The organism is Dermacoccus sp. MPR-E5 (genome assembly GCF_058809565.1).
The window spans coordinates 44,426-57,907 of the sequence record NZ_JBXASS010000002.1 but is presented as its reverse complement, the minus strand read 5'-3'; the positions used below and the strand labels follow the sequence as shown (position 1 = coordinate 57,907).

The following is a 13,482-nucleotide window of genomic DNA, read 5'->3' as shown; positions in this document are numbered from 1 at the left end:
CAGCGCGCCGACAACGCCGGGATTCCGCGGAATTTTTCGTCACCCACCCGTCAGAACGGAGGCACCCAACCAGCCCGACGCAGGTCGACTCCCTCACCTCGCGTCGGCGTCCCCTCCGCCTCGTACTGCTCGAACGCCTGCGCCCTCAGCGCCTCCGGCAACAGCCCCCGCGCGTTCGTCACCCGCCACCACGGCCACCCCGGCCGACCGTCCGCGAGGATGCGCCCCACCTGACGTGCGCCCGTGCCGACGACCGCGGCGACGGCACCGTACGTCGTCACGCGCCCCGGCGGCACGTCGGCGACGACCTCGGCGACCGATTCGCTCAGTTCGTCGCGCGCCCCGCCCGTCATGCCGGCCTCATGACGCCGCCGCCAGGCCCCCACGCACACTCAGGATGCGACCCGAGCGCCTCGACGATCCATCAGCCGCCGCATCATCGCCCGGCGTCACATCCTGACCAGAGGCCGCCTCCCGGCCCGACGCAGCAGCATGCTCTATCGCACTCGCACTCGCACCCAGCACCCCCGCGGCCGCACGCGAACGCGCACCGCGCGCACAGACGAGCACGACGTCGCGCTCCCCCACCCGCGCGTGCACGGACGCTCGCGTCGTCTCGTTCCAGCCGCCGGCCCAGGGTTCGACGAACGTCTCGTCGGCGCCCACCGTCATCCATGGGGGCAACGGCGCCGCCTCGACCTCATCGGGATTGCGCACGTCGACGAGGACGAACCCCGCGTCCGGCCACTCCTGCGGCCCGATCTCGGCCACCGCGCCTGACGCCGCCGCGCGCCCGTCGGCCCCAGGGCCACCCGCCGCACCGAGACCACCAAAACCACCAGATCCACCGAAATCAGCGAACCCTGGAGGCGCATCCACCCCCTCGAGGCCGGCAACCCTCTCGAAGTACCCCGCTTCGAGCCCACAGACGCCACACTCGGGGTCGCGCGCGACGGGCAGCGTCGCCATCGTCGCGCCGAGGGCGTCGTACAACCGGATCGCATCGCGCGCCGGAGCGCCGATGCCGGAGCACAGCTTGATCACCTCGACGGCCTGCATCGCGCCGAGCACGCCCGGCAGCACGCCGAGCACCCCCGCCTCCTCGCACGTCGCGAGCCCGGCGACGGCCTGCGGATCGGGGAAGACGCACCGATAGCACGGCCCGACTGCGGGCTCGACGACGCCGAACTGCCCTGCATACTGCGCGATCGACGCCCACACGAGCGGTACGCCGAGCAGCACGCAGGCGTCGTTGAGCACGTAGCGAGCCTCGATGCTGTCGGTGCAGTCGACGACGACGTCGACCTCGGCGACGAGTTCGAGCGCCCGCGTCACGCTGAGGCGCTCGGGCAGCGCACTCACCTCGACACCACTGTTCTGCGCCGCGACGGCGCGCTGCACCGACGTCACCTTCGCCGTGCCGATCGCGGCTTCGGTGTGGATGAGCTGACGCGGCAGGTTGGAGATCTCCACGACGTCCGGATCCATGACGACGAGGTGCCCGACGCCGCAGCCGGCGAGCGAGGAGATGACGGGTGAGCCGAGCCCGCCGGCGCCCACGACGAGCACCCGCGCCGCTGCCAACCGTCGCTGCCCGGTCACCCCGAAGCCGGCCAGCGAGTGGTGGCGCGCGTATCGTCGGGCGCCGGGATCGTCGGGCTGGGCGTCTCGCACAGGCACCTCATTCCGTGACCGGGCCACCGAGATGGCCCATGGGCGATAAAGTCGCACCCAGCTTATGACCGACGAGCAAGGAGCCTCATCCATGACCCACGTGGACGATTCGACCAAACGCGGACGCCTCCCCCGATCGGCGCGGCGAGCCCAACTCATGGAGGCGGCGCAGTCCGTCTTCGTCGAATCCGGCTACCACAGTGCGGCGATGGACGAGATCGCGGAGCGCGCCCACGTCAGCAAGCCGGTGCTCTACCAGCACTTTCCCGGCAAGCTCGACCTGTACCTGGCGCTGCTCGAGCAGCACACGCGTGAGGTGCCGCTCCTCGTGCGCGAGGCCATCGAGTCGACGTCCGACAACAGCCAGCGCGTCGCCGCGGCGATCGGCGCGTTCTTCGCCTTCGTCGAGCGCGAGGACGCGGGTTTCCGCCTCGTCTTCGAATCGGATCTGACGAACGAGCCCGCCGTCAGCGAGAAGGTCGAACGCATGCTGACGGAGACCGCGGCCGAGGTCGCCAAGGTCGTGCAGGAGGACACGGAGCTTCCGACGGAGCAGGCGACGCTCGTCGCCGTCGCCCTCGTCGGCATGTCGCAGGTCGTCGCGCGCTACTGGATCACGACGGGTTCGCCGATCCCCCGCGAGGAGGCCGCGCGCATCGTCGGTCTGCTGGGCTGGCGCGGCCTCGGCGGGTTCCCGAAGACCGGCGGGGATGAAATCGAGCGCTGAGGCGTTGCACCCATACGACGGGTGAGTCGCGTGGCTTCTCACCCCCTGGGATGATTCCGGCGTCGCCGATGGGGCACGCTGATCTCACCCACACGTCCACCACTGATCGCGTTCCGCACGCGACGAGAAGGAGGAGAACCATGGAGGTTCGAATCGGCGTCCAGAACGTCGCCCGCGAGGTCGTCATCGACTCGCACGAGAACGCCGACGCGGTGCGCGAGCACGTGCGCGCGGCTCTCGACAGCGGCACCCCGCTCACGCTGAGTGACGAGCGCGGCCACAGCGTCACCGTGCCGGCTTCCGCCATCGGCTACGTCGACATCGCGGCGGAGCAGAAGGGCCGCGTCGGCTTCGGCGGCTGACGTTCACCCGAAGCGGTCACGGGCGTTCACCCCAAAGGGGTGAACGCCCGCCGTCGCGTAACGAAGGAATAACGCATCTAGCACCTCGCCGGTCTCGATGGTTGAAATGCGACCGCCGATTGGCTTAGGTGGAGACAAACGTTGGGACATACCGGAGCCCAGCCGAACTCATAGGAGACTCACCATGGGCATCATCAGCTCGATCATCGGCGGCCTCATCATCGGCGCCCTCGCCCGCCTGTTCCTCAAGGGCGACCAGAACATGGGGATCATCATGACGATCATCCTCGGCATCGTCGGCTCCGCCCTCGGCTCCTGGCTGACCACCCAGTTCGGCTACAAGAACTCCAACGGCGGCTTCGAGATCATCCCCTTCATCGTGGGCATCATCTGCGCGATGGTTCTCATCACCATCTACCTCACGCTGGTGGGTCGAAAGAACCGCGTCTGATCCGTCGCTCGCGCAGCTCCGCTGCGCAGGTGAAGAAGCCCGGCCCCTCCTGGGGCCGGGCTTCTGCGTTTCCGCGATCAGGTCAGAGGTCAGGCGCTCACGCCGTGAGCCCCAAGGCCTCCATGCGGCGCGTGTGATTCGACGTCAGTCGCTCGAACATGCGCGTCAGCTCGGCGAGGTCCGCGCCGACGCCGGAGCCGTCGTCGACGAGCAGGGCCGTCAGCCCGTCGTGGGTCGCCGCGACGCGCTGAGCCTGACTGAGGGCCTCACCGACGAGGCGGCGCCCCCACAGTGCGAGACGCGAACCCACTCGCGGGTCGGCCGCGATGGCGTCGCTGAGCACGCTCATGATGAACGCGTCCTGCTCATCGCTGTCGACGGCACGCTCGACGAGCGAACGCGTCTCGGGGTCGACGTAGCGCGCGATCTCCGAATAGAAATCCGTTGCGATCGCGGCGCCGGCGTAGGCCTTCATGAGGCCCTCGTACCAATCGGCGGGCGGCGTACGACGGTGCCATTCATCGATGGCGGCCGTGAACGGCTGCATCGAGTCCTCGGGCTCGACGCCGAGGTCGCGCAGACGGCCGGCGAGCTGCTCGTAGTGGTCGAAGTCGCCGCGCGCCATGCGCGCGAGCGCCAGCTTGTGGTCGAGGCGCGGGGCGCGAGCGGCGTCCGCCACCGTCGCGAAGGCGCCGGAGAGCTCGCCGTAGGCGATGACGCTCAGCAGGTCGATCACCCCCGCCCGGTACGTCTCGTCCTCGATCGTGCGTGAAGGGCTCGGATCAGGCGTCACAGGCTCGCTCATGCAGCGATCGTAGCGTGGCGTCGAACAGGTGTGGCGCGCGTGGGTAGACTCGAGATGACCACGGGTGACCGATCGGCCCCTCCCGGCACGTGCGGGCGTCATACGACAGACGCCCACTCCCGCCGCCCACCTCCGCACGCGAGGCCGCGCGGCGCGCAGACCTCCGATCGGCTCTCATCATCCCCGGCGCGGCCTCCGAGGCCCCGGGGCGACACAGGAAGCACGATCGTGATCAACGACAACCAGCCCACGGCTGCCGAGCTCGACTCCGCCGGCATCACCTCCATCGAGGCCGAAGCGGCCCCTGAGCCCATCGCCGAGCAGACATTCGCCGACTTCGGCATCCACCCCGACATCGTCGCCGCCCTCGAAGAGAAGGGGATCGTCCATCCCTTCCCCATCCAGGCGATGACGCTGCCCGTCGCGCTCTCGGGGCACGACATCATCGGCCAGGCGCGCACCGGCACCGGCAAGACCCTGGGCTTCGGAGTGCCGCTGCTCAGCCGCGTCACCGCGCCGGGTGAGACGTCGAAGGCCGCCGTCCCCGCGCCCGAGGGCAAGCCGCAGGCGATGGTCGTCGTCCCGACGCGCGAGCTCGCCGTCCAGGTCGCCTCCGACCTCGAGGCCGCCGCGAAGAAGCGCGGCATCCGCATCGCGCAGATCTACGGCGGTCGCGCGTTCGAGCCGCAGGTCGAGCGCCTCGAGAAAGGTGTCGAGGTCATCGTCGGCACGCCGGGTCGCATCATCGACCTCGCGACGCGTGGTCACCTCGACCTGGCGTACGTCGGCTGCCTCGTGCTCGACGAGGCCGACGAGATGCTCGACCTGGGCTTTCTGCCCGACGTCGAGAAGATCCTCGCAATGACGCCGGGTGGGCGTCAGACGATGCTGTTCTCCGCGACGATGCCGGGCGCCGTCGTCACCCTCGCGCGTCGTTACATGACGCAGCCGACGCACATCCGCGCCATGCAGGACGACGCGAGCGAGGCCGAGACGGCCTCCAACATCGAGCAGTTCGTCTACCGCGCGCACGCGATGGACAAGGTCGAGATGCTCGCCCGCATCCTGCAGGCGAAGGACCGCGGCCTGACGATCATCTTCAGCCGCACCAAGCGCACGGCCGCCAAGGTCTCCGACGAGCTCATCTCGCGCGGCTTCGCGGCCGCTCCGCTGCACGGCGACCTCGGCCAGGGCGCCCGAGAGCAGGCGCTGCGTGCGTTCCGTTCGGGCAAGGTCGACGTCCTCGTCGCGACCGACGTCGCCGCGCGCGGCATCGACGTCGAGGACGTCACGCACGTCATCAACTACCAGTGCCCGGAGGACGAGAAGACGTACGTCCACCGCATCGGCCGCACCGGCCGCGCGGGCAAGACGGGCATCGCCGTCACCCTCGTCGACTGGGACGACCTGCACCGCTGGGCGCTCATCAACAAGGCCCTCGACCTCGGCATCCCCGAACCCGAGGAGACGTACTCCAGCTCCGAGCACCTGTTCGAGGATCTCGAGATCCCCGCGAACGCGACCGGCAGCCTGCCCAAGTCGGCGCGCACCCGCCAAGGCCTCGACGCCGAGCGCGTCGAAGATCTTGGAGAGACGGGGCGAGGCGACTCGCATCAGCGCGGCGAGCGTCGTCCGCGCCGTGACGACGAGCGCGGCCGATCGGGGGGACGAGGCGGGCGCTCCGGTGGTCGCGGCGGCGAACGTCAGGCCTCGGGTGGCTCGAGCGAGCGTCGCCCGCGCCGTGACGCCGCGAGCACCGAGGGCTCCGGCGGTTCGTCGCAGCCGCGCCGACGTCGCCGTCGCACCCGCGGTGGCGCGGGTGAGACGTCTGCCGCCGACTGACGCACCCTCCCGGCGCGAGGCGCCCGGCGCCGTCCGCACTCGTTCAGACGTGACGCGGGCGAGCACCGGGCGCCTCGCGCCGCATTCGCGCCTGTGTCATCACTCTCAGTACGCTTCACGACAAATGACCGTTGATCCGAAAGGGCACCCATGCCTGCCTCACCTCCGGACCCGGCCCTGACGCCGCCCGCGGCCGATGACTCGACGCCGCTACCGGCCGATTCCGCCTCGCCTCCGTCCACCCCGCCCGAAGAGCGCGACGAGCTGACGCTCGACGCACGCAACCGCGATGCCCGCGTCGAGAAGCAGGACCCGCACGAGCCCGAGTCACGGGCGTCCGAGGACCGCTCGCGCATCATCTCGGACGGTTTCGCCTCGTTCGCGCGCTGGTCGTTGCGGATCAGCATCATCATCGTCACGTTCTATCTCGTGTGGCGAGCGCTCACACCGTTCTGGGTCATCATCCTGCCGCTGATCCTCGGTCTCTTCATCACGACCGTCCTGTGGCCGCCTGCCGCCTGGTTGCGTCGCCGCGGCGTGCGCCCCGCCCTGGCGGCGCTCTCGAGCGTGCTCGGCGGATTGCTCGTCGTCGGTGGCATCATCGCCGCGATCGTCCCGACCGTCGCAGCCGAGGCGCCCGAGCTGGCACGCAAGTCGATGGAGGGCGTCTCCCAGATCCAACGCTGGTTGCAGGGCCCGCCGTTGAAGATCCCGGCGACCCAGATCGACAACGCAGTCAACGTGATCAACGAGAAGCTCAAGACGTCGGGCGATGCCATCGCCTCGGGCGTCTTCAGCGGCGTGACGACGGTCGGCAGCATCCTCGTCACCCTCGTCCTCAGCCTCATCCTCGCGTTCTTCTTCATCAAGGACGGCGACCGCTTCCTGCCGTGGGTGCGGCTCGTCACGGGTGAGCGCACCGGCGCTCACGTCACCGAGGTGTTCACCCGCGCGTGGCAGACCCTGTCCGGGTTCATCCGCACCCAGGCGATCGTCTCGGCCATCGACTCGGTCTGCATCGGCATCGGTCTCATCGCATGCGGTGTGCCGCTGGCCCTGCCGCTGTGCGTCATCACGTTCTTCGGCGGGTTCATCCCGATCGTCGGTGCGACGGTCGCCGGCGCACTCGCCGTCCTCGTCGCGCTGGTGACGAAGGGGGTGACGACAGCGATCATCGTCCTCGTCATCATCATCCTCGTGCAGCAGCTCGAGGGGCACATCCTGCAGCCGCTGCTGCAGAGCCGCTCGATGTCGTTGCACCCTGTCCTCGTGCTGCTCGGCATCGCGGCCGGCTCCGAGGACCATGGCGTCATCGGCGGTTTCCTCGCCGTCCCCGTCGTCGCGACGCTGGCGGTGCTGTTCCGCTACATCGGTGAACAGGTGGACCTGCGCTCCGGCACCGTCACCGTCGCCGACCTCGAGTACCGCACCGATCGAGGGCGCATCGCGGCGCTGCGCACCGAGCGCCTCCGCCGCCTCGGCGAATGGGGCGCACGCGAGACCGATGAGGAGAAGGCTTCGCGCGAGGCCGTCGCGGACGGCGACGGCGACGCTCTCGCCGCCTCGACCACGAAGCAGCCCACGCATGGCCTGGGAGCCGTCGTGAGTGCGTTGCGTTCGCGCCTCAAACGCTGAGGGGAAGATGATCGGGTGCCCGGGTTCGAGCCGGGGCCACCTCGATCAGGCATCCGTCGACGTCGCGTCCTGCGCCGGGGTGAGCAGGGCTCGCTCCGGCGCCGTCGTCATGCCCGCCGGACGCCCGGCACCCGCCGTCAGCACCGCGTCAGCGCCCGCGCAAGACTCCCACGTCACTCGTCGCGAGCGCGACGAGGCGTTCGTACTGGTCGGGCTCGGTCGTGTTCTCCCCCAGTCGATTCGGCTTGCCGTCGCCGTGGTAATCGCTCGAGCCGGTGACGAGCAGATCGTGCGTCCGCGCGAGGTCGCGGGCGTGGCGCACCTGCTCGGGCGTGTGGTCGCGGTGGTGGGCCTCGAGGCCGAGCAACCCGGCGCCGATCATCTCCTCGATGACGGCGTCGTCGACGACGCGTCCACGGACGTCCGCGAAGGGGTGCGCCATGACGGGCACCCCGCCGGCCGCCCGCACGAGGGTGACGGCGCGCACCGGGTCGATGGCGTAGTGACCGACGTGGTAGGGGCCCGAATTGCTCAACAGGTGCTCGAAGGCGGTGCTGCGATCGGGCACGACGCCGTTCGCGACGAGCGCATCGGCGATGTGGGGGCGCCCGATCGTCGCGTCCGGCCCCGCCTGCGCGAGCACCTGCTCGTACGTGATCGGCACGTCGCGTCCGAGCCGCTCGACCATGCGCTCGGCGCGCGTCACCCGCGACTCGCGGGCACGTTCCATCTCGTCGAACAGCTCTCCCTCGGGAGCCGGAAGGTAGGCGAGCAGGTGGATGCTGATGCCACGATGGCGGCAGGAGATCTCGATGCCCCGTACGACGTCGATGCCGACGCGGCGCGCGGCGTCGGCGGCGTCGTCCCACCCGCGGGTCGTGTCGTGGTCGGTGAGCGCGACGACGTCGAGCCCCGCCTCCGATGCCTGCGCGACGACGTCGGCGGGGCTCGTCGTGCCGTCGCTGCGGTTCGAGTGGGTGTGCAGGTCGATACGCATGGGTGACAGGTTAGTGTTGCTGCCCGTGAGGGCAGGCATGGGTGAGCACGCGCCGCGTCCGGTGCGGCGGGCCGTTGCCTGCATGATGGCCGGTGCGCTCGTGCAGGCCGTCTCGACGCTCGTCGCATGGCTCGATCGTGACGGCACCCGCGCTCAGACGGCGCGGCTCGCGCACGAGTTCCAGCGGCGCACCCTGCCCGCCGGTGAGTTGGAGCGGGCGACGGATCAGGCCCGCTGGTTTGGTCTCGTCACGGGCGCATTCTGCGTCGTGCTGTGGTTACTCGTGGCGCGCCTGTGTCTGCGCGGTCGCGCCTCCGGGCGCACGTGCGCGACCGTCCTCGCCATCGTCTACACCTTCACCTTCCTGCTGTCCGGCGTGCGCTCGTTCGGCCCCGGCGCCCTCATCGGTGCGGTGACGATGACGCTCGGCCTCGCGACCGTCTACCTGCTGTGGCGTCGCCCGGTGACGCCGTGGTTGTCATCACAGGGCGCTGCCCGCGCCGCGCGCCGCACACGCTGAGACCGCTCGCGTCGCTAGGGTTTCGACCATGGTGAAGCAGGGCCCCTTCGATATGACCCCGCGAGCGCGCCGCCGCTCGCTCCGTCGGGCCGCACGCGGCGTCGCAGCGCTCGTCACGGCCACCGGCTTCGTCGCGTTGAGTGCGTGCAGCTCGGGAGCCGACCCCAAGGATGTCTCGGCGACCCAGACCCCGTTCAGCGCGAGCTCCTCGGCGACGACGGCGTCGTCCAACCCGAGTGCCATCACCTCCCCCAGCCCCGGGTCCGTCGTCAGCTCGGACGGCGCGTTCAACTTCGTCGTGCCGGCTGGGTGGAATCTCACGTCCCAGCCGAAATCGGTCGCCTACCTGTCGTCGTCGACTCTCGCGCACGACGTCGCGCCCACGATCGTCGTCGCGCGTTCCAGCGTCACGCCTGCGCCCGAGCTGGAGGGCACGCTGCGCCGGGCGTCGCTGCAGGCCAAGCAGAGCGGCGCATCGGTGGCCGCCCTGCCCGACCGCACCGTCGGCGGTGAGAAGGCCGTCGGCTTCACGGCGACCTCGACGGAGAAGAACGTCGACCTCAAGCGCAGCTACGTGATGCTCGCGCACGACAAGGTGCTGTACTCCGTCACCCTGACCGGCGCGAAGGCTGACGCCGCCCGCGACGAGTCGGCGTTGACGGCGCTGCTCGCCAGCTGGTCGTGGACCAAGAAGGGTGACGCCGGCTCGACGGCCAGTGGCACGACTCCGGCGGCGGTGCCGACGACGAGCGTCGCGCCGTCGTCGTCGGGTGCGTCCTCGGCGCCTGCCTCGTCATCCGCAGCATCGAAGCCCGCCCAGAGCTCGGGCACCGCCCGACCTGCCAGCGCAACCGCCTCGAGCACGGTCCGCTGACGCACTCCGCGCCGCTCAGGCGGCGGTGTCGTTCGTCGTCTCGCTGACGGTCCGTCGCACGACGCGCGCGGTGAGCGAGTCGGCGCCCGCGCTGACCTGACGGCCGAGCAGCGTGCCGAGCGACACGCCGACTGACAGCGTGAGGCCCATGAGGACGGCGTTGAGCAGAGTGGTCTGCCACAGGGTGTTCTCGCCCTCGGTGATGAACATCATGATGCCCCGGTAGACCGCCTGCCCCGGCAGCAAGGGCACGATGCCCGCGGTGATCAGTGCGATGCTCGGCACGTGCACCCGTGTCCCCACGAATGGTGCCAGCGCCCCGACGACGAGGGCCGCACCTCCTGCGGCGACGGGCTCGCTGGTGCCGACACCCCACATGAGCGTCCCGAACAGCAGCCACGAGAATCCGCCGGTGAGAACGGCGGCGAGCACGGTGCGCGGAGCGCAGTACGCGGAGACGGCGAAGGCACCGGCGATGAGTGCGGCTGCCACGATCTGGGTGAGAACAGAGCCGGCGAAGCTGCTGGAGCGTTCGACGATGACGAGGTCGACGCCGAAGCGCTGGGCGATGCTCAGGACGAGCAGCACGCCCGCGACGACGCCGCCGGTGAGCAGGACGACCTCATAGGTGCGCGCGCCGGCGGTCAGGTAGAAGCCGTCGAGTGTGTCCTGCGCAGCCGTCACGACGCTCATGCCTGCGAGGAGCACGACGACGCTGGAGGCGACGACCAGGGAGGGTCTCACCTGTCCGAGCCACATGATCGTCTCCGCGTGTTGGTGGACGACGAGCAGGCCGACGGCGATAGCCGTCGCGAACATCGCACCGAGCATCTGCCCGAAGAACGCGGAGACACCGGCGCGCGCGACGGCGTACTGGATGCGGTCGACGACCGCCGTGGACAGCCCGGCGACGAGGACCATGGCCGTGCTGCCGCCGAGCAGCATCGCGACGCCTGCTCCCATGAGCGCCCACGCGAAGGTGATGACGCCGCGGCGGTACACGTGCGGTTGCTCGAGGATGCGTTCGAGGGTGTAGAGGTTGTCGTCGATCTCGCCCGGGTCGTCGGGGTCGCGGGCGATGTCGCGCACGAGGGGGTGCAACGCCTCGAGCCGCGAGTAGTCGGTGCCGAAGTGCATGATGATGCGCATGACGGTGATCGGGTCGCGGTGCACGCCGCGATGCATCGAGATCGTGACGGACGTGTAGGTGATGTCGACGTGCGCGCCCTGGAGCCCGTAGGCGCGCCCGACGCGCAGCAGCGACGCGGTGGTGTCGGCCACGGATGCGCCGGTGACGAGCATCGCCTCTCCGAGGCGGAGGCAGAAGTCGATGACGGCGCGCGTGTGCCACTCGGAGACGCGGTCGTTGGTGCCGCGCACCGAGATCGGCTTCGTCGGCGGCCCGCTCGGACGGATGACGGACATCGCCCGACCGCGCACCCGCGTCGCGCCGGTACGTGGCATCCGCGGGGCGCTCGTCGTGGCCGCGGCGGGTTTCGTGGGGTGGGCCTGCACAGGGCGGCTCTCGGGGCTGCTCGGCGCGGCACGACGCGGCGCCGGCAACGGGGTCGCCGACGGCGGTGTCGGGGTGGCCTGGGGCCGTCGGGATTCACCATGTCGCGCCTGCACCTCGTCTCGTCACTTCTGTCGGCCCAGCCATTGTGGGGGATGCGGCGAACTGGGCGCACACCGTCCGCCACATGTCGGGGGCCGGGGTGCAGAATGGACGGGTGAGTGAGAAGCAGCAGACAGCAGAGCACCGCAGCCGCCCGGGTGGGGCGGCCTTCCGAGAGTTCGTCGCCTCCGGGTGGGCGCCGCGCGGCACCGAGCCGACGCCCCGCGCCGAGGTCGCCGACCTGACGCCCGCGCGACGCGAGGCCCTCTCGGCGGCCTTCGAGGGGGCCCGTCTCGTCGTGCCCGCCGGCGGGTTGAAGGTGCGCAGCAACGATTGTGACTACGTGTTCCGCCCGCACACCGCGTTCGCGTGGCTGACGGGTCTCGGCGCGGACCGCGAGCCGGACGCCGTCTTCGTCCTGGAGCCGCTGGCCGAGGGCGGGCACGAGGCGCAGATCTTCTTCCGCCCGCTCGCCGGGCGCGACACCGAGGAGTTCTTCGGTGACAGCCGCTACGGCGAGTTCTGGGTCGGTGCGCGACCGACGCTCGAGGACATGGCGAACGAGCTCGGCATCACCGCTCGTCACATCGATGAGTTCCCCGACGCTGCGGCCAAGGACGCGGGCGCGACGGAGGTGCTCGTCGTACGTGACGCTGACGTCGACGTCACGGCGCAGGTCGAGCAGATCCGCGCCCACCTCGACGAGGCCACCACCGAGAAGGCGCAGGAGCGCGATCTGGAGCTCGGCCGGTGGCTGTCGACGGCGCGGTTGACGAAGGATGCGTGGGAGGTCGGTCAGATGCGCGAGGCGTGCGACGCGACCGCGCGCGGGTTCGAGGCCGTCGTCGCCGATCTGCCGGAGGCGGTGCGTCGCGGGCGCGGTGAGCGCTGGGTCGAGGGTGTCTTCGGCCTGCATGCACGCCATGCGGGCAACGGCGTCGGCTACGACTCGATCTGTGCGAGCGGCGATCACGCGAACACGTTGCACTGGATCAAGAACACGGGCGACATCAAGGACGGCGACCTCATCCTCGTCGACGCGGGCGTCGAGGTCGACTCGCTGTTCACCGCTGACGTGACGCGCACCCTGCCCGTCAACGGCACGTACTCCCCCGCGCAGCGTGAGGTGTACGAGGCGGTGCTCGCGGCGCAGGAGGCTGGGCTCGCGGCGGCGAAGCCGGGCGCGAAGTTCTCGGACGTGCATGCCGCGACGATCCGCGTCATCGCGGAGCGTTTGCACGGCTGGGGTCTGCTGCCTGACGGCGTCGACGTCGAGGCGACGCTCGACCCGGAGAACGGCCAGTTCCACCGTCGGTGGATGGTGCACGGTACGAGCCACCACCTCGGCCTCGACGTCCACGACTGCGCCCTTGCGCGCAAGGAGGACTACATGGACGCCGAGTTGAAGCCGGGCATGATCATCACGATCGAGCCGGGCCTGTACTTCAAGGCGGACGACGAGTTGGTGCCGGATCGTTTCCGCGGCGTCGGTGTGCGTATCGAGGACGACATCCTCATCACGGAGGACGGCAACGAGAACCTGTCGGCGTCGCTGCCGCGCGACCCCGACGATGTCGAGGCCTGGATGCGCGACGTCTGGAGCCGGTGAATCGTCCTCACGCTGATCCGGCGGGCAGATGACGAGGGCTTGCGGGCTCGCCCTCGTCATCTGCCCGCTCGGTGCGACACCGCGCGGGCGTCCAGCTCGAAAAAGGAACTGATCTGGGCAGGCGACCTGCGGCGCGGCTAGAGCTGCCGGGCGCCCGACGGTGTGCGGCCGCGATGCCGCAGAGCGCGACATCACGAGGCACCGGCCCCGCCGGTGAACACCATCGACGCGGACGCCGAAACGCCCGCATCCGCCGAGTTCTCGACCGAGCCTGCGAGGTCGAGAACGAGAAGCGGGTGCGGGCGTTTCGGCCCGAACGGCCGGCGCACCGAGCGAACACGACGGCCGGGGCGCATGCGCCCCGGCCGTCG

13 protein-coding genes are annotated in these 13,482 nt (G+C 70.3%); 8 read left to right on the top strand and 5 right to left on the bottom strand.

What is annotated here, in order from left to right; translation table 11 throughout:
* Positions 1-50 precede the first annotated feature (50 nt).
* Both AC1RS9_RS01515 and AC1RS9_RS01510 read right to left on the bottom strand, forming a co-directional pair.
* Entirely contained in the window at positions 51-353 is a 303-nt protein-coding gene (locus tag AC1RS9_RS01515; protein ID WP_115297078.1) for an MGMT family protein, read from the bottom strand.
* Positions 354-360: 7 nt separating this feature from the next.
* Positions 361-1,674 (bottom strand): HesA/MoeB/ThiF family protein, encoded by a 1,314-nt coding sequence (locus AC1RS9_RS01510; RefSeq protein WP_492920276.1) that lies wholly within the window; start codon positions 1,672-1,674, stop codon positions 361-363.
* A 91-nt stretch (positions 1,675-1,765) separates the two neighbouring features.
* Here AC1RS9_RS01510 and AC1RS9_RS01505 point away from each other — a divergent pair, with 91 nt between their 5' ends.
* The 3 genes from AC1RS9_RS01505 to AC1RS9_RS01495 all read left to right on the top strand — a co-directional run bounded on the left by AC1RS9_RS01505 (position 1,766) and on the right by AC1RS9_RS01495 (position 3,214).
* The gene (locus AC1RS9_RS01505) at positions 1,766-2,401 is read left to right on the top strand and encodes a TetR/AcrR family transcriptional regulator (protein WP_040014195.1); all 636 of its coding nucleotides are present in this window, start codon (positions 1,766-1,768) and stop codon (positions 2,399-2,401) included.
* A gap of 140 nt (positions 2,402-2,541) precedes the next feature.
* The gene (locus tag AC1RS9_RS01500) at positions 2,542-2,763 is read left to right on the top strand and encodes a DUF3107 domain-containing protein (protein ID WP_006943432.1); all 222 of its coding nucleotides are present in this window, start codon (positions 2,542-2,544) and stop codon (positions 2,761-2,763) included.
* Positions 2,764-2,947: 184 nt separating this feature from the next.
* Positions 2,948-3,214, top strand: coding sequence for a GlsB/YeaQ/YmgE family stress response membrane protein (locus AC1RS9_RS01495; protein WP_006943429.1), 267 nt, complete (start codon positions 2,948-2,950; stop codon positions 3,212-3,214).
* 97 nt (positions 3,215-3,311) lie between these two features.
* On the opposite strand, the gene AC1RS9_RS01490 is transcribed toward AC1RS9_RS01495, so the two are convergent.
* Entirely contained in the window at positions 3,312-4,019 is a 708-nt protein-coding gene (locus AC1RS9_RS01490) for a ferritin-like fold-containing protein (protein WP_040014196.1), read from the bottom strand.
* A 228-nt stretch (positions 4,020-4,247) separates the two neighbouring features.
* On the opposite strand from AC1RS9_RS01490, the gene AC1RS9_RS01485 reads away from it, so the two are divergent.
* Positions 4,248-5,861 (top strand): DEAD/DEAH box helicase, encoded by a 1,614-nt coding sequence (locus tag AC1RS9_RS01485; protein WP_006943420.1) that lies wholly within the window; start codon positions 4,248-4,250, stop codon positions 5,859-5,861.
* Between the two features lie 150 nt (positions 5,862-6,011).
* Complete coding sequence (locus AC1RS9_RS01480; protein ID WP_006943440.1) at positions 6,012-7,496, top strand: AI-2E family transporter; 1,485 nt, start codon at positions 6,012-6,014, stop codon at positions 7,494-7,496.
* Between the two features lie 148 nt (positions 7,497-7,644).
* Here AC1RS9_RS01480 and AC1RS9_RS01475 read toward each other — a convergent pair whose 3' ends face one another.
* Positions 7,645-8,493 (bottom strand): PHP domain-containing protein, encoded by an 849-nt coding sequence (locus tag AC1RS9_RS01475; RefSeq protein ID WP_473957355.1) that lies wholly within the window; start codon positions 8,491-8,493, stop codon positions 7,645-7,647.
* Here AC1RS9_RS01475 and AC1RS9_RS01470 point away from each other — a divergent pair.
* Positions 8,492-9,013 carry a hypothetical protein gene (locus AC1RS9_RS01470; RefSeq protein ID WP_143181232.1) on the top strand — a complete coding sequence of 174 codons (522 nt, stop codon included), beginning with the start codon at positions 8,492-8,494 and terminating at the stop codon, positions 9,011-9,013. The two genes, AC1RS9_RS01475 and AC1RS9_RS01470, sit on opposite strands and share 2 nt — an antisense overlap.
* A gap of 28 nt (positions 9,014-9,041) precedes the next feature.
* Complete coding sequence (locus tag AC1RS9_RS01465) at positions 9,042-9,887, top strand: hypothetical protein (RefSeq protein ID WP_473957357.1); 846 nt, start codon at positions 9,042-9,044, stop codon at positions 9,885-9,887.
* A 15-nt stretch (positions 9,888-9,902) separates the two neighbouring features.
* Here the strand turns inward: AC1RS9_RS01465 and AC1RS9_RS01460 are convergent, their stop codons facing one another.
* Complete coding sequence (locus AC1RS9_RS01460; protein WP_492920271.1) at positions 9,903-11,351, bottom strand: threonine/serine exporter family protein; 1,449 nt, start codon at positions 11,349-11,351, stop codon at positions 9,903-9,905.
* 266 nt (positions 11,352-11,617) lie between these two features.
* On the opposite strand from AC1RS9_RS01460, the gene AC1RS9_RS01455 reads away from it, so the two are divergent.
* On the top strand, positions 11,618-13,111 hold the full coding sequence (locus AC1RS9_RS01455) for an aminopeptidase P family protein (RefSeq protein ID WP_074040394.1): 1,494 nt from the start codon (positions 11,618-11,620) through the stop codon (positions 13,109-13,111).
* The last annotated feature ends 371 nt before the right edge of the window (positions 13,112-13,482 follow it).